The sequence below is a fragment of the Aestuariivirga litoralis genome (genome assembly GCF_015714715.1).
GTDB lineage: Bacteria > Pseudomonadota > Alphaproteobacteria > Rhizobiales > Aestuariivirgaceae > Aestuariivirga > Aestuariivirga litoralis_A.
On the sequence record NZ_WAHS01000001.1, the window covers coordinates 2,263,642 to 2,281,658 of the forward strand.

Below are 18,017 nucleotides of genomic sequence, written 5' to 3' on the forward strand. Positions count from 1 at the left end.
CGGCATTGGTCTGGGCGGTAAGCTCAAGTAGGTCCATTCTCCTGATATGGGGCTCGGCTTCACATGCGAAACCGGCGGCCCTGTTGCTCCCCGCACATAAACCTTTCACCTTCGTCTTTCAACTTGGGCCGGATATGTTTAGTGAACGAGTGGGGTTAGACCGCGAAATTGGCCTGTTCGTCAAGCATTCGCGCGTGAATTATGGGGTTAGGGGACTTGATGGCACAGGCGAAGATGGACGGCCGGTTGGGTGGCGCCGAACTGGCCTATCAGATAGATGGCGGGGCCGACGAAGTGGGGCGCTGCGGGTTCTTTTTCCTGGGCGGCTTCAAATCCGACATGACGGGCAGGAAGGCCGAGGCGCTGGCTGAACTGGCCCGGGCCACAAGACGGCGCACCCTGCGCTTTGATTATTCTGGCCATGGCCAATCCGGCGGGATTTTCGGCGAACAGACAATCAGCGACTGGCTGGAACAGTCGGTCCACATGATGATCAGCCATTCCCGCTCGAAAGTGGTGGTGGTGGGCTCCTCGATGGGTGGCTGGCTGGCGCTGCTGCTGGCGCGCCGGCTGGCGCAGGAAGACAAGACAGCCTTCCGCCGCATCGCCGGGCTGGTGCTGCTGGCACCGGCCGCCGACATGACGCAGGAGCTGATGTGGAACAAGTATAGTGAAGCGGCGCGGGCCGAGATCCGCGAGAATGGGGTCTATTTCGAGCCTTCTGCTTATGGTGAACCCTATGAGATCACCGCCCGGCTTTTGACCGATGGGCTGGGACACCTGATCCTGAAAGATGGGATGGAGCTGCCCTTTCCGGTGCGTATCATCCAAGGGACGCGCGATGAGGAAGTGCCGGTGGATCATGCGGTGAAGACCTTTGAGGCGCTGACGGGGCCGGATATTTCGCTCACGCTGGTGAAGAATGGGGATCACCGATTGTCGAGCCCGAACCAGATCAAGCTGATCTGCGATGCCGCGCTGAGTCTTGCCGAGCGAGCGGATGGGGTGAATTACTGAGCGCGTTCCGATTTCAGGATCGCTTCCAGGCCGTCGCGGTAGTTGGGATATTTTAGCTTGTAACCCAGCTCCTGTTTCATCCGCGCATTCGAGACGCGTTTCGACTCGCCGTAGAAGCTGCGGGCCATCGGTGAGAGGTTGGCGTGCTCGAAATCGATTTCCGGCGGCGGCGCAACACCCAGCAGTTTGGCGGCATAGGTGACCACGTCTTGCGGCGGGCAGGGCTCGTCATCGGCCACATTATAGGCACGGCTGGGGTTTGGGGTGTTCAGCGAAGCGTGCAGCACGCCGGCAATGTCATCGACATGGATGCGGCTGAACAATTGGCCGGGCTTGATGATGCGTTTGGCGGTGCCTTCGCGCAAAGCGTCCAGCTGGCTGCGGCCGGGGCCATAGATGCCGGGCAGGCGGAAAATATGCGTATTGAAATGCGCCCATTGCTTTTCCGCAGCCACACGGCGCGCGCCGCGATCTGATACCGGCTGCAGGGGCGTGTTCTCATCAACTTCAGCGCCGGCATGATCGCCATAGACGCCAGTGGTGGAGAGATAGCCGACCCAGGTGAAACCGCGCGCCAAGTCAGTGGCGAATTTGTTGACCACGGGATCGCCATCCGGGCCGGGCGGCACGGAAGAAAGAACGTGAGTCACATCGGCAGGCAGGTGTTGCAGCGTTTCGAAACTGGCGCGGTTGGTGCCGCTGACTTTCCATTCGCTGCGATCAAGCCGCGCAGTCAAAGCCTGCGCGGTGTAGCCATAGCCGAAACAGAAAAGATGCTTCATGCACTGAGTTCCTGCAGCGCCCAGCTCGCGGCTTCGCGCACCACTTCATCTGCGTCTTCTTTCAGGCGGGTGATCTGCGGCAACAGATTCTGATCGCCGCTGTTGCCCGCTGCGATCACGCAATTGCGGATGAAGCGGTTGCGGCCAATGCGCTTGACGGGAGAGCCGGAGAATTTTCTGCGGAATGCGCCGTCATCGAGCAGCAGGAAATCTGCCAGCGGCGGGGCAATCAAGTCTTCACGCGCGGCGAATTTCATTTCCTGTGCGTCTTTCGCAAATTTGTTCCAGGGGCAGATGGCCAGGCAATCATCGCAGCCATATATGCGGTTGCCCATGGCCTTGCGGAACTCCGCCGGGATGGCGCCCTTGTGCTCGATGGTGAGATAGGAAATGCAGCGGCGCGCATCGATCTGGCGTGTGGCGGTGAAGGCTTGGGTGGGACACACATCGAGGCAGGCGCGGCAGGACCCACAGTGGTCCTGCTCAGATGAGTCATGCGGCAGCTCCGCCTCAGTGAGAATGACGCCGAGGAAAAACCATGAGCCCAGTTCCTTCGAGACCAGATTGGTGTGTTTGCCCTGCCAGCCCAATCCGGACAGTTGCGCCAGTGGCTTTTCCATCAGCGCCGCCGTGTCCACGAAGACTTTCACATCAGTCCTGCTCTCCAGCGCGAACCACGAGGCGAGGCGCTTGAGCTTGCCCTTGATCACATCGTGATAGTCACGGTTCAGGGCATAGGTGGAGATGACACCTTCGGATTTTTTCTCCAGCCTTGCGAAGGCATCAAGCCCCTGCCCGTAATTCATCGCCAGCACGATGGCGCTGCGTGCGCCGGGCCACAATGCATCGGGTGAGGCGCGGCGCGGTGCGGTTTCGGCCAGCCATTCCATGCTGCCGTGACGGCCCTCGCTGACAAAGGCCTGAAGATTGGCGCCGGTGATGGCTGGAAGGTTGGCAGATGTGATGCCGATGCCGTCAAAGCCTTCGGCTTTGGCTTTGTCTCTCAGTGTGGTGGCGAGATCAGAAATCAAGCTCGGCATAATGCGGTGCCGGCGGCATGGCCGCGACTGTGTCGGAAAGCAGCACGCGGAAAGCGGGCCGGGATTTGATGCGCTCATACCAGCTGCGCGCCACCTGGTTCTCGCGCCAGTTGATGTCACCGAGATAATCAATGGCCGAAAGATGCGCGGCCGCGGCGAGATCGGCCAGCGACAGCTCATCGCCCGCCAGCCAAGACCGTTCTTCCGCCAGCAAGGCAAGATAATCGAGATGCGGTTTCAAATTCTGCAGCGCGAGGCGCACGCGCGCCATGTCTGGAGCAGCAGAGCCCGGCATGAAACGCTTCACCACTTTTTCGGTGAGCAGCGGCTCGGTCACTTCGGTATAAAACTTTACGTCGAACCAGGCCACGATGCGGCGTGCTTCAGCACGCGCCCAGGCATTGCCGGGCAACAGGCTTTTTTCCGGATGGCGCTCTTCAAGGAATTCGCCAACCGCTTCGATACCACAAATGGCCTGGCCGGTTTCATCAGCCCAGACCGGCAGCAGGCCTGAAGGATTGAGATCGAGCAGCTGCTGGCTTGGCGCCCAGGGGCGCTCATCGGCAAGCTGCGGCGTCAGGCCTTTTTCAGCCAGCGCCAAGCGCACGCGCCGGCAATAGGGATCAAGAGTAAATTGATAGAGCTTGGACATTGGCGAGACTGATCTTCCATAATTTTAACAATGTGCCGCCATTGCTTCGAAATCGGGCCGGATATAAAGCCCCATGGCTGGCGCGGCAAGCGATTTGCCCTGCCCCCCAATTGAGGCCCCACCATGATGTCGTTGTTGCAAATTGTCGTTCTGGCACTGATCCAAGGCATCACAGAATATCTGCCCATTTCCTCCACCGGACATTTGATCCTGGTGCCCGCCTTCACCGGCTGGCCCGACCAGGGCTTCGTGACTGACATGGTGACCAATCTGGGCACGGTGACGGCCACCATCGTCTATTTCTGGCGCGATGTGGTTTCGATGCTGCAGGGCCTCGTAGACATTGTGAAACGGCGCAGCAGCCATTCGGCGCGGCTGGTCACCAATGTGATCGTGGCCACCATTCCGATCATCATTTTCGGTCTGGTGATCAAGAAGCTGGGGCTGGTCGATCATCTGCGCAGCCCGCTGATTGTGGCGATCAATTCGATTGTGTTCGGCCTGCTGCTCTATGTGGCCGATTCCTACGGCAAGCAGCGCAACACCATTCGCGATCTGAACTGGAAGAATTCGCTGATCATCGGGCTGTTCCAGTGCCTGGCGCTGAACCCCGGCACCAGCCGCTCGGGCATCACAATGACGGGCGGTCGCTTCCTCGGTTTCATGCGTTCGGATGCAGCGCGTTTTTCCTTCCTGATTTCCATTCCGGCCAATCTGGCTGCTTCTGCCAAGGTGCTGGGCGATGCGGTGCAGGCGGGTGAGAGCATCAGTTTCGATCAAATCATCTGCGGCGTGCTGACCTTCTTCATCGGTCTGGGCACGATCCACTTCCTGATGAATTATATCCGCAACCGCAGCCTGCTGCCCTTCGTGATCTACCGGGTGATCCTCGGCAGCGCGATTTTGGGCCTGATCTATTCAGGCATGCCGCTTGGCGTCGTGAAGTGATTATTCCGGCTGAACGTTTGGCGCGGTGAACTGACCCGCCTTGCGGAAGCGGTACAGATAGGACGGCACCAGCGATTCAAGGCTGCGGGCCTGAACGCCCAGCGCCTTCAAGGTGCGGCCTTCCTGCTCAGCTACAGCAGAAACCACATTGTCATGTTTCAGCAGTTCGACCTGATCGCTGGTCAGCGGGGATTTCGGCAAAAGCCCGGTCACAATGGCGAGCAGGCTGGCCACCGGGAACGGAATGGGCAGCAGCAGGCGCTTGCGCATCGTCACATTGAGCACATAGTTCAGCAGCGCCTTGAAGCTTTTCACTTCCGGCCCGCCCAGCTCATAGATCTTGCCTTCGAATTTCGGGTGATCAACCAGAGCCGCCACGGCTGCGGCCACATCGCCTACAAAGACCGGTTGGAATTTGGTGTCGCCGCCGATCATCGGCAGAGCTGGCGAAAAGCGCGCCATCAATGCAAACCGGTTGAAGAACTGGTCTTCCGGGCCGAACACGATAGAAGGCCGGACTATCGATGCATTGGGGAAGGCTGCCTTCACCCGGGCTTCGCCTTCAGCCTTGGAGCGGGCATAGTCGCTCTTGCTTTCCAGATCAGCACCAATCGCTGACAAATGGATCATGATGGGTGCCTTGGCATTGCGGGCGGCCTTGGCCACCGCATCAGCGCCAAAGACATGCACGGCCTCAAAGCTCTGCGCACCGGAGCTTGACAGGATGCCAGTCAGATTGATCACCGCATGGGCGCCATCGCAAACGGCAGCCAAGGACGCGGGATAACGCACATTGACCTGCACTGGCACCACCTGCCCTGGCACCCCGAAAGGCACGACATGAAAGGCCAGATCAGGCCGACGTACGGCAACCCGCACGCGGTAGCCCTTCTTCGCCAGAGCACGCACCACATGGCGGCCGATGAAACCAGAGCCGCCAATCACGGTGACAAGTTTTTCAGAATTCTGCGCGTTCAAAGCCTGGCCCTCAAAATGAAACAAGTCACGTGATTTTAGTGCGATGCGGCCAAAATGCAATTGCTAGCTCGGCCCCGGGCGCATTCGCCGCGACCCTCCTAAACACTTGGTAATATTAGCGTAATTTAATTCTGTAGTCCCACTCTGCGCCACAGTTTCCAATTAACACCTGCTTCAGGGATGGGAGGGTCCATCGCTACAACAGGAGAACACATCATGATGAAAACATTTATCGCTTCCGGTATTGTGCTCGGCGCGCTTGCTGCACCAACCTTTGCCGCCACAACGGCTGCCACATTCTATGTCGCGCAGGATGCCAAGACGCATGCCTGTTCCGTCACCGACAAGAAGCCCGATGGCAAGATGATGATGGATGCTGGCACCAAGACCTATGCATCGCAAGCCAATGCTCAGCAGGCTTTGACCAATCTCAAGGTTTGCGCTGCCTCGGCCATGGCCGCACCTGCCAAGGCGCCTGCAGCTGTTCCTGCCAAGCCAGCTGCGACCACGACTGCTGCTGCCGCTACCGGTTTTTATGTTGGCCAGGATGCCAAGACACATAAATGCGCCGTGTCGAACGAGAAGCCCGATGGCAAGATGATGATGGATGTCGGAACCAAGATGTATGACACGCAAGGCCATGCAAGCGATGCGATGTCCAAGCTCACCGCCTGCAAAGCTTAAATAAACGTTCCGGGACAAGGGCGATACGGGGTGGAGGGCGACATGCCCTCCACCTTTTGCAACTGCGCCACACGTTCGCAACGCTGAGGTTGACAACAAGCCCAACGCCCGCTTAAAGCGCCCCATCCTGAGATGCCCTGATGGCGGAATTGGTAGACGCACTAGTTTCAGGTACTAGCGAGTAACATCGTGGAGGTTCGAGTCCTCTTCAGGGCACCATCCAGCCGCATGAGATTTAAGTCTCTGCCTCTTTCCAGATTTGACAGTCAGAGCGCATTCACCAGAAATGGCCGTGCCGGGGATTCTGCTGCTCACTTCAGCTAAGCCTTTCTGATGATGCGACAATCACACTCGACACCAGGAAATCCTGTCTTTAGGGTGGTGCCATTGCGGTTGGGGAGCCTGGAAGTTGAGCGTTACGTCATCAAAACCATCTTCTCAGCCGCTTGATCTCACCATCCTGATGCCCTGCCTCAACGAGGCCGAAACTATTGGCATATGCATCGAAAAAGCGATGGCCTCACTCGCCAAGAATAAATGGTCCGGTGAAGTGGTGATTGCTGATAATGGCAGCACAGATGGTTCAATCGAAATTGCTCTGCGCTTAGGTGCACGTGTGGTGCATGTGCCCCTCAAGGGTTACGGCGCTGCGCTGGGTCAGGGCATTGCTGCAGCCCGTGGCCGATGGGTGATCATGGGCGACAGTGACGACAGCTACGATTTCGGCGCGCTTGAACCTTTCGTTGAAAGCCTGCGCGCCGGGGCAGACCTGGTGTTGGGCAACCGTTTCAAGGGCGGCATCAAGCCAGGTGCGATGCCCTTCCTGCACCGCTATCTCGGCAATCCGGTGTTGAGCTTCATCGGCCGGCTTTTCTTTTCCATCAAGGCCGGCGATTTTCATTGTGGATTGCGTGGGGTGAACCGGGCGCGGATGCTGGAACTGAAGCTGCAATCCACCGGCATGGAATTTGCCAGCGAAATGGTGGTGCGCGTAGCACTTGCCGGTCTTACCATTGCCGAAGTGCCGACCACACTAGCACCAGATGGCCGCTCGCGCCCGCCACATTTGCGCACCTGGCGCGACGGCTGGCGGCATTTGAAATTCCTGCTGATGTACAGCCCGCGCTGGCTCTATGTGATTCCGGGAATTGCTCTGTTGAGCCTGGGCTTTGTGATCGCCGCATTGCTATTTGGCATGCAGGTCCGTATCGGTTCGATTGCACTGGATTTGAACAGTTTCATGGTGGCCTGCTTTCTCTGCGTGGTTGGGGTGCAATTCCTGGCGACCGGAGCCGTGGCGCGGCAATTTGCAACGCAGGCAGGCTATCTGCCGGTGACCGGTAACCTGATCCGGCTGAACCGTATCTTGACCACCGAACGGCTGTCGCTGATTTCGCTGGTGGTCATTCTCTGCGGGCTTGGGGTTTTCTCCTATGCCATGTGGCTGTGGGCCCGGGTTGATTTCAGCGCACTCACCAATCCCTTTGCGCCGCGTTCAGTCATGGCGGGGCTCACGCTGGTCGTGATCGGGCTACAGCTGTTTTCGCTCGCTTTCCTGAGCGGGATATTGCAAGTGCCACACCAGCAAGCTGCGACGGCGGTTCCCCATGATGACACCGACTAAGAACCTAGTGATCGAGAGTGATTGAGGTTAACTCGCAGTATAATGTGGCCAAGGCAGGCAGCCTGCCAGTGCGCCTGGCCAGCTATCAGCGGCGGCGCATGTATGACGTCTTCTTGGCAGATATGGGCCTTCCTGATGAAAGTGCGACACTGCTGGATGTAGGTGCTACCAGCGATCGCAGCTACGCCACCTCCAATTATGTGGAAGCATGGTATCCGCACAAGCACCGCATCACGGCTTGCGGCGTGGATGACGCGGGCTTTCTCACCGTGCTCTATCCCGGCATGACGTTCAAGCATGCGGATGCCACCAGGCTGCCCTTTGCCGATCAGAGTTTTGACGTGGTTCATTCCTCCGCCGTGCTGGAGCATGTGGGCTCGTTTGAAAACCAGGTGCGGATGATGGCGGAATGTGCGCGAGTCTGCCGACGGGGATTCTTCATCACCACACCCAACCGATGGTTTCCGGTGGAATTCCATACCGTGCTTCCCTTTGTCCACTGGTTGCCCAAACCTGCCTTCCGAAACCTCATGCGCAAAACCGGGCGCGGATTTTTTGCTGAAGAATCAAACCTGAATCTGATGGGTGGTGCAGAGCTGCGGCGTGCCGCCACTTTGGCCGGCATAGAAGGCCAGCTGAATGTGACGCTTTCCAGCGTTTCACTTTTGGGCTGGCCCAGCAATCTTTTGCTGGCAGGCAAGGTCCGCTAGCCACAGTTTGGTCATTCTGGGCTGTTAGCGCGGTTGTGATCACGGCCCTTGCTGATCTGGGGCTGCTTTAGTATGGCTTGCGCAAGAGGTCGTTCAACTCATGCTTATCAAACTCCACCGCGGAGATTTGCCTGCGGATTTCACGCCCGGCAGCTCCATCGCCATTGATACTGAAACACTCGGACTGAAGCCGGCGCGTGATAAGCTTTGCCTGGTTCAGATTTCGGTGGGCGACGGCAGTGCGCATCTGGTGCAGGTTGACCGCACCACCTATGACGCGCCGCGCCTGAAGGCAGTGCTGGTGGATCCTGGCGTCACCAAGATTTTTCATTATGCGCGTTTCGACGTGGCGGTGCTCAAGCAATATCTGGGCGTTGATGTCGGCAGTATCTATTGCACCAAGATCGCCTCGCGCCTGGTGCGTACCTATACTGACCGGCATGGGCTGAAGGATCTGGTAAAGGAGCTTCTGGGCATTGAGCTCGACAAGCAGCAACAGTCTTCGGACTGGGGTGCGCATATGCTATCCGAGCAACAGAAAAAGTATGCGGCGACGGACGTGATTTATCTGCATGAGCTGAAATCGCGGCTGGACCAGATGCTGGAACGCGAAGGGCGCAGCGCTCTCGCCAAATCCTGTTTTGAATTCTTGCCCACGCGGGCGGCGCTGGATCTCTCCGGCTGGGCGGAAGAAGATGTCTTCGCCCACGCCTGACACATTTCACTCCAAGGCCGAACAGGCACGGGCCCGCGCTGCGCGTTCTCGCCTGGTGTTGCGCGGTTCAATCGTGGTGGGCGTTTTGGTGGTTGGCGCCTTTGTGGGCCAAGCCATTTTCATGCGTGCCCCCACCCCACCGCCTGCCCCGGTGCAGGAAGTGGAGAAGGCGCCAGTGATTTCGGGTGGTTTTTCCACCTTCACTGGCATCGACCAGCATTCCAAGCCCTTCTCGGTGAAGGCGCAGGAGGGCATTCAGGACGCCAAATCGGATTCGCTGATGCATCTCAAAACGGTTACGGGGAGCTTCCTGCGCCATGAGGGAGGGGAGGTCCAAGTGACCTCCAACACAGCTGATTATGAACTGAAAACCAAGGATCTGCATGTTGCGGGCGACGTGCGCTTTGAGGAACCGGGGCGCTATGTCGCCTATCTCAAATCTGCCGCAGTCAACCTTGAGAAGCAGCGCATCGTCACCAAAGAACCCGTGCAAGTGCAGACAGCCGGTGCTACGATTTTTGCCGATAGCATGGAAACTTCGGAAGACGGCCAGGTGGTCAAACTTACCGGAAATGTGAAGGCGCATTTCGCTGATGCCGGACCGAGTGAAGAATAGGGAGAAGATGTGATGGCATTGAGAAAGTTGATCCTGATTGGTGTGGCTGCTGGATTTGTATCCTTTGCAGGCATGAAGCTGCCCGCCCATGCGGCCAGCAGCGTGGATGTCGAGGCTGATCAGATGGAAATCATCGATGCCGAGCACAAGACGATCTTCACCGGCAATGTGGTGGCCAAGCGCCCGAGCGATACGATCAAAGCCAGTTCGATGGTGGTGACGTCCAGCGACCAGAAACAGGCCGATGGCACAATGAAAAACCAGACGGATTTCGTCGATGCCAAAGGTGATGTGACGGTTGTTACCAAGAACGCCGTCATCACCGGCGAATGGGCCAAGTTCGACGTGCAGAATGATTCCATGGTGGTGGGTGGCAATGTGAAGCTGGTTCAGGGCACTTCGACGGTGCTGGGCCAGCGTTTGCAGGTTAATACAAAGACCAACCGCCTGCAGATGAGTGGCGGCCGGGTGAGCGGCAGCTTCCTGCCCTGATCGGCACCCATCTGGCTCTCAATCTTTGTCCTGGTTTAAGCAATTTTAATCAAAAGAGGCGTTAATGGGCATGCTGAAGGAGGATCGGGTTTTGCGTCCAGCTCCCATGGCACCCCGCGGGCGTGCCGGCGGAAGGACAGTGCAAAAACCGGTGACCACCGGGCTGGCCGCCATGTCGCTCGCAAAGAGCTATAAGCAGCGGCCCGTTGTGAGAGGGGTTTCCCTCTCGGTTCAGCGCGGTGAGGCTGTGGGTCTGCTTGGACCCAACGGTGCCGGCAAGACCACCCTGTTCTATATGATCACAGGGCTGATTGCCGCCGACACGGGTACGGTTTCACTGGATGGTGCTGATATTACCAATCTGCCCATGTATCAGCGGGCCAGGCTGGGAATAGGTTATCTGCCCCAGGAAAGCAGTGTTTTCCGCGGGCTGACAGTTGAACAGAATTTGCGTGCGGTTCTAGAGCTCCATGAGCCCGACAGAGCCAAGCGCGACAGTAAGTTGCGTGAGTTGTATGATGAGTTCTCAATTGCCCATATCAGGCATTCGCCGTCTGTGGCGCTCTCTGGCGGAGAGCGTCGGCGGGTGGAAATCGCCAGAGCCCTTGCCGCAGATCCCGAGTTCATCCTCCTCGACGAACCTTTCGCCGGGATTGATCCCATTGCGATCGGTGATATTCGCAAGCTGGTGCGACAGCTTACCGCTCGGGGACTCGGGGTGCTTATTACGGATCACAACGTCCGTGAAACCCTCGAAATTATCGATCGTGGCCTCATCGTCCATGAGGGCAACATCCTAACTGAGGGCACGCCGCAGGACATCGTGAACAATGCCGATGTCCGGCGCTATTACCTCGGTGAAAATTTCCACATTTAAGAAGGCGCATCTTTGCGCTCGCGAGTCTGCAACTTGCTCGCCCGATGCATATTTGAAGAAGACGCATCTTTGCGCTCGCAAGTCTGCAACTTGCTCGCCCGATGCGCTATGAAACCATTATTTCACTAAGGTTGCAGGTGCGGCGCTGTGTTAATGCGCCCATCAGTCCTTTTGGGCTAGAACTTGCATCATGGCTTTAATGCAAAAACTTGCCCTGAAACAGGGGCAATCGCTGGTGATGACGCCGCAACTGCAGCAGGCGATCAAGCTGTTGCAGATGAGCAATGTCGAAATCCAGGCCTTTGTGGACCAGGAGCTGGAGCGCAACCCGCTTCTCGAGCGCCCTGACGCGCCACAAGAAACTGCAGCCAAGCCCGAAGCTTCTGATGATGTGCCGGATGCCCCCTTCTCCGCCGGAGATGCACGCGGTGCTGATGGCGATGGTGCTGTATCAGCCTCCGATGGTGTCACACTCGCGCAGGCTGGCCCCAGCCTTGATCCCGGCTGGCAGAGCATTCGCGGCCAGGGCACCATGTCGCTCGATGGCGAGGCTTCGGATTTTGCCGCCAGTGTCTCTCGCGAAGATACACTGAGTGAACATCTGACCAAGCAGCTCAATCTGCATTTCCGTGAGCCGCAGGATCTTCTGATCGGGCAATATATTATCGGCGGCGTGAATGAGCAGGGCTATTTGACCCTAGATGTGGCGGCGATTGCCGAAGCCATGGGCACCGATGAGGCCCAGGTGAACCGCGTGCTGGGTGTGCTGAAAACTTTTGACCCTGCCGGGGTGTTTGCCAGCGACCTCAAAGAGTGCCTGGCCCTTCAGTTGCGCGAGCGCGACCATTTCGACCCGGCTATGGAAATTCTGGTGGAGAACCTGCCGCTGGTCGCCAGGCGCGACTATCCGGCTTTGAAGGCGCTGTGCGGCGTTTCGCTGGATGATTTGCATGACATGATTGCCGAGTTGCGCCAGCTCAACCCGAAGCCCGGCCACGCCTTTGGCTCAGAGCCGGTGATGCCCGTAATGCCGGATGTGAATGTGCGTGCTGCACCCGATGGATCGTGGATCGTGGAACTCAATTCCGAAACGCTGCCGCGCGTGCTGATCAACAACCAATATGCGGCGCACGTGTCAGGCGGGGCATCGCGTGCAGAAGATAAGCAGTTTCTTTCCGAGGCGCATGCCAATGCATCCTGGCTGGTGAAGAGTCTCGATCAACGGGCGCGCACCATCCTGAAAGTTGCGCAAGAGATCGTGAAGCAGCAGGATGCGTTCCTGGTGCTCGGCATTGCACATTTGCGGCCCATCACCTTGCGCATGGTGGCGGAAGCCATCGAAATGCATGAATCAACCGTGAGCCGCGTCACCTCGAACAAGTATATGGCGACGCCGCGTGGCACTTTTGAGCTAAAATATTTTTTCACCAATGCCATCGCCTCGGCGGAAGCCTCGGGAGAAACGCATTCCTCCGAGTCGGTGCGGCACCGGATCAAGGAGTTGATCGCGGTCGAGTCGGCTGAGAAAATTCTTTCGGATGATGATCTTGTGGACATCCTGAAGACCGAAAGCATCGACATTGCCCGGCGCACCGTGGCCAAATACCGAGAATCTCTCAATATTTTATCTTCTGTACAACGCAGGAGAGAGGCCCGCGCGAAGCGCTGATTAAGGTTGACTTGGGCCAGCACCCAACCTATGCCCCGCCAAATTCGAGGCCGGGAATGGGAGCCCTGCCTTAAACGACCAATCAATTTGGCTCCAATATTGTTGCTGCGTGGCTGTTGACGAAACCGCTGCAAAGGACCATTTGTGAAGTCACCGGACATCAGCAAGGATTAGGCCCATGCAGATCAAAATTACCGGCAAGCACATCGATGTCGGCGACGGTCTCCGTCAACACATCGAGGAGCGCCTGCAAAGTTTCCGGGAACGTTTTTTCGAAGGATCCGTACATGGCAATGTGACTGTTGAAAAACAGCGCGGACGCTTCCTGTCGGATTGCAGCCTGCATCTGGCCACCGGCCTGCATCTGCAGGCGCATTCGGAAAACGCCGACCCGATGGCGTGTGTTGATCTCTCGCTCAATCATCTCGAAAAGCAGCTTAAGAAATACAAGCAGCGCCTGAAGGACCATCACCGCCATCCGCGCCCGGCCCAGGAGCTGAGCGAAGCGATGTCCTATGTCATCGAGCATGAAGACCACGAGGAAGAAGCACCAGGTGGTGCCAGTCCGCCGGTCATCGCTGAAAATGCGGCCATCATCCCTCAGCTTTCGGTGGGTGAGGCTGTTATGCAGCTCGATATTTCGACGACGCCGTTCGTCGTGTTCCACAACACGAAGGAAGGCCGCCTGAACGTGGTGTATCGCCGCCCCGATGGCAATATCGGATGGCTTGATCCCCGCCAGCCGGTGCGCGCGTAAGGACGAGATGATGAAGATTGGGGACTTTATCGATTCGCGTGCCGTTATTCCTTTGCTCAAGGCCACGACCAAGAAACAAGCACTGCAGGACATTGCCCAGCAACTGGCTGCGATCATTGCCATTGACCAAAGGGTGATCTTTGAAACGCTGCTGACGCGTGAAAAGCTGGGCTCGACCGGGTTGGGCCAAGGCATCGCCATTCCACATGGCCGCCTTCCGGGCCTTACCCAAGTGACCGGGCTTTTTGCCAAGCTGGAAAAGCCGATTGATTATGATGCGGTGGACGGCAAGCCTGTCGATCTGATTTTCGCTTTGCTGTCTCCGGATCATGCTGGTGCAGATCATCTCACGGCGCTGGCCAAGATTTCCCGCGTGATGCGGGCACCTGCCGCTGTCTCGAAGCTCCGCGCCACCAACACGACGGAAGGCCTCTATGCGGTGCTGACCGAGCCTGTTGCCGCACCGGCAACGCCGGCGAGCGCTGCTTAAGAAGACAGCTTACTGGCTGGCCCAGATGATGCGGGCCATCCAATCAATATCCTTCATATCGAAGACCTTGGTTTCATGGCTGGTATTGAATGAGGCCAGTTCAAGCGTGCGCGCGGTCTGGCGCTGCATGACCTTGGCCATCACCTGCCCGTCATTGGTGCGCACCACGACGCGGTCACCCTTGCGGATGGTGGCAGAGGGCGAGACGACGATAATGTCACCCTCGCGGTAAACTGGCACCATCGAGTCACCGGTGATTTCCAGTGCATAGGCCGAAGGATCGGTGACGCCAGGCACATCAATCTCTTCCCAGCCAGTACCAGCCGGAAAACCGGAATCATCGAAGAACCCACCCTTGCCCGCCTTGGCAATGCCGAGCAGCGGAATTTGCTTCAGGCGTGGCGGCGCACCCTTGCGTCCGCTGAGGAGATCCATGAATTCCTCAACCGAAGCGCCCGAGGCACCCAGCACCAGTGAAATCGATTCCATCGTGGGCCAGCGCGGACGGCCATCCGGGCTGGCACGCTTTGAAGGATTGAAAGAGGTGGGATCAAGGCCGGCTTTCTTGGCGAGGCCAGAGGCCGAAAAACCGTAGCGTTCCGCAATCGTGTCAATTGCGCTCCAGACCTGCTTTTGTGTAAACATGGATGCCGCCTCTATAGAAATAATGCCCGCCTATAGGAACGTTTACCTCTCCTTGGCTGAAATAATCAAGCACTTTTTCTTCTCTGAAAAACGCGGCGCAAGGATTTGATGTGGCAAAAATTTTCAAGATCATCGACAAAGCTGCGTATGAATTGGCCTCGCAAAAAGGCCGGTTTGAAGGTGCCGAGATTGACCTGAAGGACGGCTACATCCACTTCTCCAGCGGCACGCAGATGCAGGAGACCGCGCGGCGGCATTTTGCTGGACGCGCCAACCTGATGCTACTGGCGGTGGATGCAGAGGCTTTGGGGGAAGCGCTGAAATGGGAAGCCTCGCGCGGCGGGCAATTGTTCCCGCATCTCTATGGCGTGCTGGAAATGCGCCATGTGGTATGGGCCAAGCCCTTGCCGTGGAATGGCGCGGAACATGATTTTCCGGCGGAAGCATTTGCATGAGCCTGGCCTTCGCCCTCAGCAAGCCCTTCCTGCATGCGATGGATGCGGAAAGCTCACACCGTGCGACCATCGCGCTGTTGAAATGCGCACCGAAGCTGGGCGCGCCGCTCACGTCGGCGAAGTTGAAGCGCAAAGTTTTGGGGCTCGATTTTCCAAATCCGGTGGGCTTGGCACCGGGTTTTGACAAGAATGCTGAAGTGCCGGATGCAATGCTGGCGCAGGGTTTTGGTTTTGTGGAAATTGGCACGGTCACCCCTCTGCCGCAGGCCGGCAATACAAAGCCCCGCCTATTCCGGCTGAGCGAGGATATGGCGGTGATCAACCGCATGGGCTTCAACAATGAGGGCCATGACGTTGTGTTGCAGCGATTGGTGGCGCGGCGCGCCCGAGGCGGCATTGTCGGCGTGAATATCGGGGCCAACAAAGACGCCAGCGACCGCATCGCTGATTATGTGACCGGCATGAAAGTGTTCGAAAATGTTGCGAGCTACATCACCATCAACATCTCATCGCCCAATACGCCGGGCCTGCGCAATTTGCAGGGCAAGGCTGATCTGCAGCGCCTGCTGGAGCGGGTGAATGCCGCCCGCAAGACGTCCAAGCCCGTGTTGCTGAAAATTGCACCCGATCTGGCGGAGGCTGATCTGGCTGATATTGCCAGCGTGGTACAAGGCGGTGCAGTGGATGGCGTGATCATTTCCAACACCACGCTGTCACGGCTGGGCCTGCGCTCGCCTCACGCAGGCGAACAGGGCGGGCTTTCGGGTGCGCCGCTGTTTGATCTTTCCACCCAATGCCTGGCCAGTTTTCACCGGCTGACTGAAGGCAAAATTCCGTTGATCGGCGTGGGCGGGATTACCAGTGCGGAAACGGCTCTCGCCAAATTTCGTGCCGGGGCCAGCTTGGTGCAGATCTATTCCGGCTTGGTGTTCAAGGGACCTGCACTCGTGCGCGAGATTTGCGCTGCGCTTTAGAACGGACTGACGGGCAGATAGGAACTCAAGATTTTCGAGGTTGTGCCCTTGTCCTGCAACTGGTCCAATGCGTGATCGAAGGCATCGCGCAGCTCGGAATCCTCGGTGCGCGTGAGCATCACCATGCCATGGGTGAAGGTGGATTTGTCGACGAAGGACTGGCCTAAAGGCGCGCAGCATTCACGCGCATCCGATCCCTTCAACCAGAACGAGGCCTGCAACGAGTCGGCAAAGGCCACATCCAGCCCGCCGGTGCGCAGGGCTTCAAACAGCGCATCTGTTGCCGTGAAGGGAACCAGGTTTGAACGGTCATAATGCGTCTTCAGGAACAGTTCCTGCTGGCTGCCCTTGATGAAACCCAGTCTCCTCCCGGTGAGCGACTTTTCATCTGGTCCCGTCAGGTTGGTGCCGTTGCGCACCAGGAATTGCGAGAAGGAATAATAATACGGCCGCGTAGCGCTGAACGACGCCATGGTCTGCGCATTGGCCAGCGGACCGGCAATCACCGCATTGCCCTGCTTTCCTTTCAAGGCGTCAAGCAAGCCAGCAAAGGGCAGCGTTTTCACCTGGCATTGAATCTTCAATTCGGCGCAGGCGGCGACGGCGAGTTCCACTGAAATGCCATTCAAATGTCCGTCCGCCGCCTTGAAGCTGAAGGGGGCAAAATCCTCGTCGGTCAAAAGCACCAGAGTCTTCGGGAGAACGGCCTGCGGGGCGGGTGCGGAGCGGTCAATATGACGGAACAGCGGGAACTGGAGCGCCTCGGCTGCGGCTGCGACGCCAGGGGTCGCAACAATCCAAAGTAGCATTGCTGCAACGAAATACAGCCTTCGGCTTATGGCCCCTGTAATTTGAATCGCGCTTTGATTGCAACCAGGGGACGCGGTAGAAACCCGTTTGTTTGGCATGGGCGTAGAATACCTCGAAGTTTGGAAAAGCAAAGCGGGCATTGGCCATATATCGCCTGCTCCCTGGCAAGTCTTGCCTGAAGTTTTACCAAACGTGCCGACAGAGACTTTGGAAGGCATTATTCCGCAACTCAGCGGTGCTCAGATTGCCCGCATGCTGCGCGACCGTCTGGTACCGTTGGCAGATGGCAGCTTTGCCGATGCGGCGCCTTGGATGAGACGCATCACCTCAGACCCGCGGCGCCGCATCGCGGCGCAAGTTTCGGCCGACCAGTTTCATAATGCCGTGTTTCATCAACTCGGCAAAAAACTGATGCAGGTCTCGGTCAACCGTTTACGGCGACAGGCACCCATCTTTTCTGCCCAAGCGCGCGTGCCCCGCATGCAGGCTTTTCTCATCCTGCTGGGTGTTGCCGCCGTGGTGGCGCCCTTTATTTTTGCACCATTGCAAACAGCCTTAAACGGGCTGTGCGAATTCTTCAGTCTGGTTTTCTTCGCTACGCTCTGGATCAGGTTCCTGGCGCTGGTGACCAAAAAGAAGCGGACACGCGCTGCGCCCCAACTGCACGATGGATTGCTGCCGGTCTATACAGTGCTGGTGCCGCTCTACCGTGAGGCTGGGATGCTTGCGCAATTGGTGCGCGCCATGAATGAATTGGACTACCCACACGAAAAACTCGACGTTAAATTGCTGCTTGAAGAAGGCGACTTGCCCACGCTGACGGCTGTCCAGCGGATGGTGTTGCCGCCCTTCATCGAAGTGCTAATCGCGCCGAAAGGCAAGCCCCAGACCAAGCCACGTGCTTTGAATTACGGTCTGCAATTTGCGCGTGGCGCTCTCCTCACCATTTTCGATGCCGAGGATATTCCTGATCCCATGCAATTGCGCCGCGCCGCATCGGCTTTTGCCGAGCTGCCAGAACGCGTCGCCTGCCTGCAAGCCGAGCTGGCATTCCATAATGCCGATGAAAACTGGTTGGCCCG

At 57.8% G+C, this 18,017-nt stretch carries 21 protein-coding genes and 1 tRNA gene; 16 read left to right on the forward strand and 6 right to left on the reverse strand.

Translation table 11 applies throughout. The features are described 5' to 3' along the window. Positions 1 to 219: 219 nt before the first annotated feature. Positions 220 to 1,017 (forward strand): alpha/beta hydrolase, encoded by a 798-nt coding sequence (locus F8B91_RS11440; protein ID WP_196503821.1) that lies wholly within the window; start codon positions 220 to 222, stop codon positions 1,015 to 1,017. Here F8B91_RS11440 and F8B91_RS11445 read toward each other — a convergent pair. From F8B91_RS11445 to F8B91_RS11455, 3 genes are read right to left on the reverse strand one after another with little or no spacing between them, the layout of a single operon-like run. Beyond that, entirely contained in the window at positions 1,011 to 1,799 is a 789-nt protein-coding gene (locus tag F8B91_RS11445) for an SDR family oxidoreductase (protein WP_196503822.1), read from the reverse strand. The genes F8B91_RS11440 and F8B91_RS11445 overlap by 7 nt on opposite strands. Beyond that, positions 1,796 to 2,839, reverse strand: coding sequence for a tRNA epoxyqueuosine(34) reductase QueG (queG, locus tag F8B91_RS11450; RefSeq protein WP_196503823.1), 1,044 nt, complete (start codon positions 2,837 to 2,839; stop codon positions 1,796 to 1,798). Before queG ends, F8B91_RS11445 begins: the two co-directional genes overlap by 4 nt. Further along, positions 2,820 to 3,491, reverse strand: a complete 672-nt coding sequence (locus tag F8B91_RS11455; protein WP_196503824.1) for a glutathione S-transferase family protein — start codon at positions 3,489 to 3,491, stop codon at positions 2,820 to 2,822. The genes queG and F8B91_RS11455 overlap by 20 nt, the downstream gene beginning before the upstream one ends. Before the next feature lie 123 nt (positions 3,492 to 3,614). Between F8B91_RS11455 and F8B91_RS11460 the strand changes: the two genes are divergently transcribed. Beyond that, the gene (locus F8B91_RS11460) at positions 3,615 to 4,439 is read left to right on the forward strand and encodes an undecaprenyl-diphosphate phosphatase (protein ID WP_196503825.1); all 825 of its coding nucleotides are present in this window, start codon (positions 3,615 to 3,617) and stop codon (positions 4,437 to 4,439) included. Here the strand turns inward: F8B91_RS11460 and F8B91_RS11465 are convergent, their stop codons facing one another. Next, positions 4,440 to 5,441, reverse strand: a complete 1,002-nt coding sequence (locus F8B91_RS11465; RefSeq protein ID WP_196503826.1) for a complex I NDUFA9 subunit family protein — start codon at positions 5,439 to 5,441, stop codon at positions 4,440 to 4,442. It lies immediately after the preceding gene. 192 nt (positions 5,442 to 5,633) lie between these two features. Between F8B91_RS11465 and F8B91_RS11470 the strand changes: the two genes are divergently transcribed. From F8B91_RS11470 to ptsN, 11 genes are all read left to right on the forward strand, one after another. Then, positions 5,634 to 6,101 (forward strand): hypothetical protein, encoded by a 468-nt coding sequence (locus F8B91_RS11470; protein ID WP_196503827.1) that lies wholly within the window; start codon positions 5,634 to 5,636, stop codon positions 6,099 to 6,101. 134 nt (positions 6,102 to 6,235) lie between these two features. Continuing rightward, positions 6,236 to 6,320, forward strand: a tRNA-Leu gene (locus F8B91_RS11475). Positions 6,321 to 6,510: 190 nt separating this feature from the next. Next, positions 6,511 to 7,725: a glycosyltransferase family 2 protein gene (locus F8B91_RS11480; protein ID WP_246715034.1), complete on the forward strand. Its 1,215-nt coding sequence runs from the start codon at positions 6,511 to 6,513 to the stop codon at positions 7,723 to 7,725. A gap of 17 nt (positions 7,726 to 7,742) precedes the next feature. Continuing rightward, entirely contained in the window at positions 7,743 to 8,435 is a 693-nt protein-coding gene (locus F8B91_RS17070; RefSeq protein ID WP_196503828.1) for a methyltransferase domain-containing protein, read from the forward strand. A gap of 100 nt (positions 8,436 to 8,535) precedes the next feature. Next, positions 8,536 to 9,150, forward strand: a complete 615-nt coding sequence (locus tag F8B91_RS11490; RefSeq protein WP_196503829.1) for a ribonuclease D — start codon at positions 8,536 to 8,538, stop codon at positions 9,148 to 9,150. Beyond that, complete coding sequence (lptC, locus tag F8B91_RS11495; RefSeq protein WP_196503830.1) at positions 9,131 to 9,766, forward strand: LPS export ABC transporter periplasmic protein LptC; 636 nt, start codon at positions 9,131 to 9,133, stop codon at positions 9,764 to 9,766. The genes F8B91_RS11490 and lptC overlap by 20 nt, the downstream gene beginning before the upstream one ends. Before the next feature lie 12 nt (positions 9,767 to 9,778). Then, on the forward strand, positions 9,779 to 10,258 hold the full coding sequence (locus F8B91_RS11500) for an LptA/OstA family protein (protein ID WP_196503831.1): 480 nt from the start codon (positions 9,779 to 9,781) through the stop codon (positions 10,256 to 10,258). 64 nt (positions 10,259 to 10,322) lie between these two features. Further along, the gene (gene lptB / locus F8B91_RS11505; protein WP_432432037.1) at positions 10,323 to 11,135 is read left to right on the forward strand and encodes an LPS export ABC transporter ATP-binding protein; all 813 of its coding nucleotides are present in this window, start codon (positions 10,323 to 10,325) and stop codon (positions 11,133 to 11,135) included. Positions 11,136 to 11,325: 190 nt separating this feature from the next. Continuing rightward, positions 11,326 to 12,804 carry an RNA polymerase factor sigma-54 gene (rpoN, locus tag F8B91_RS11510; protein WP_196503832.1) on the forward strand — a complete coding sequence of 493 codons (1,479 nt, stop codon included), beginning with the start codon at positions 11,326 to 11,328 and terminating at the stop codon, positions 12,802 to 12,804. A 178-nt stretch (positions 12,805 to 12,982) separates the two neighbouring features. Next, a complete protein-coding gene (gene hpf / locus F8B91_RS11515) occupies positions 12,983 to 13,561 on the forward strand; it encodes a ribosome hibernation-promoting factor, HPF/YfiA family (protein ID WP_196503833.1) in 579 nt (192 codons plus the stop codon). A gap of 10 nt (positions 13,562 to 13,571) precedes the next feature. Further along, positions 13,572 to 14,051 carry a PTS IIA-like nitrogen regulatory protein PtsN gene (gene ptsN / locus F8B91_RS11520; RefSeq protein ID WP_196503980.1) on the forward strand — a complete coding sequence of 160 codons (480 nt, stop codon included), beginning with the start codon at positions 13,572 to 13,574 and terminating at the stop codon, positions 14,049 to 14,051. 9 nt (positions 14,052 to 14,060) lie between these two features. On the opposite strand, the gene F8B91_RS11525 is transcribed toward ptsN, so the two are convergent. Then, a complete protein-coding gene (locus F8B91_RS11525) occupies positions 14,061 to 14,696 on the reverse strand; it encodes a S24 family peptidase (RefSeq protein WP_196503834.1) in 636 nt (211 codons plus the stop codon). Positions 14,697 to 14,806: 110 nt separating this feature from the next. Between F8B91_RS11525 and F8B91_RS11530 the strand changes: the two genes are divergently transcribed. Together F8B91_RS11530 and F8B91_RS11535 are read left to right on the forward strand one after the other, a co-directional pair. Beyond that, positions 14,807 to 15,151, forward strand: a complete 345-nt coding sequence (locus F8B91_RS11530) for a DUF952 domain-containing protein (protein ID WP_196503835.1) — start codon at positions 14,807 to 14,809, stop codon at positions 15,149 to 15,151. Next, a complete protein-coding gene (locus F8B91_RS11535) occupies positions 15,148 to 16,125 on the forward strand; it encodes a quinone-dependent dihydroorotate dehydrogenase (RefSeq protein WP_196503836.1) in 978 nt (325 codons plus the stop codon). The genes F8B91_RS11530 and F8B91_RS11535 overlap by 4 nt, the downstream gene beginning before the upstream one ends. Here F8B91_RS11535 and F8B91_RS11540 read toward each other — a convergent pair. Then, a complete protein-coding gene (locus F8B91_RS11540; protein ID WP_196503837.1) occupies positions 16,122 to 16,934 on the reverse strand; it encodes a transporter substrate-binding domain-containing protein in 813 nt (270 codons plus the stop codon). The two genes, F8B91_RS11535 and F8B91_RS11540, sit on opposite strands and share 4 nt — an antisense overlap. 193 nt (positions 16,935 to 17,127) lie before the next feature. On the opposite strand from F8B91_RS11540, the gene F8B91_RS17075 reads away from it, so the two are divergent. After that, positions 17,128 to 18,017: glycosyltransferase (locus F8B91_RS17075; protein ID WP_196503838.1), on the forward strand; the 890-nt coding region annotated here is incomplete at its 3' end.

Excerpts from the sequence above, each read along its gene's own strand:
- F8B91_RS11460 (WP_196503825.1), top strand. The coding sequence starts at position 3,615 with ATGATGTCGTTGTTGCAAATTGTCGTTCTGGCACTGATCCAAGGCATC.
- F8B91_RS11445 (WP_196503822.1), bottom strand. The coding sequence starts at position 1,799 with ATGAAGCATCTTTTCTGTTTCGGCTATGGCTACACCGCGCAGGCTTTG.
- F8B91_RS11535 (WP_196503836.1), top strand. The coding sequence starts at position 15,148 with ATGAGCCTGGCCTTCGCCCTCAGCAAGCCCTTCCTGCATGCGATGGAT.
- F8B91_RS11455 (WP_196503824.1), bottom strand. The coding sequence starts at position 3,491 with ATGTCCAAGCTCTATCAATTTACTCTTGATCCCTATTGCCGGCGCGTG.
- F8B91_RS11500 (WP_196503831.1), top strand. The coding sequence starts at position 9,779 with ATGGCATTGAGAAAGTTGATCCTGATTGGTGTGGCTGCTGGATTTGTA.
- hpf (WP_196503833.1), top strand. The coding sequence starts at position 12,983 with ATGCAGATCAAAATTACCGGCAAGCACATCGATGTCGGCGACGGTCTC.
- ptsN (WP_196503980.1), top strand. The coding sequence starts at position 13,572 with ATGAAGATTGGGGACTTTATCGATTCGCGTGCCGTTATTCCTTTGCTC.
- lptB (WP_432432037.1), top strand. The coding sequence starts at position 10,323 with ATGGGCATGCTGAAGGAGGATCGGGTTTTGCGTCCAGCTCCCATGGCA.
- lptC (WP_196503830.1), top strand. The coding sequence starts at position 9,131 with ATGTCTTCGCCCACGCCTGACACATTTCACTCCAAGGCCGAACAGGCA.
- F8B91_RS11490 (WP_196503829.1), top strand. The coding sequence starts at position 8,536 with ATGCTTATCAAACTCCACCGCGGAGATTTGCCTGCGGATTTCACGCCC.
- F8B91_RS11440 (WP_196503821.1), top strand. The coding sequence starts at position 220 with ATGGCACAGGCGAAGATGGACGGCCGGTTGGGTGGCGCCGAACTGGCC.
- rpoN (WP_196503832.1), top strand. The coding sequence starts at position 11,326 with ATGGCTTTAATGCAAAAACTTGCCCTGAAACAGGGGCAATCGCTGGTG.
- F8B91_RS11540 (WP_196503837.1), bottom strand. The coding sequence starts at position 16,934 with ATGCTACTTTGGATTGTTGCGACCCCTGGCGTCGCAGCCGCAGCCGAG.
- F8B91_RS11470 (WP_196503827.1), top strand. The coding sequence starts at position 5,634 with ATGATGAAAACATTTATCGCTTCCGGTATTGTGCTCGGCGCGCTTGCT.
- queG (WP_196503823.1), bottom strand. The coding sequence starts at position 2,839 with ATGCCGAGCTTGATTTCTGATCTCGCCACCACACTGAGAGACAAAGCC.
- F8B91_RS11525 (WP_196503834.1), bottom strand. The coding sequence starts at position 14,696 with ATGTTTACACAAAAGCAGGTCTGGAGCGCAATTGACACGATTGCGGAA.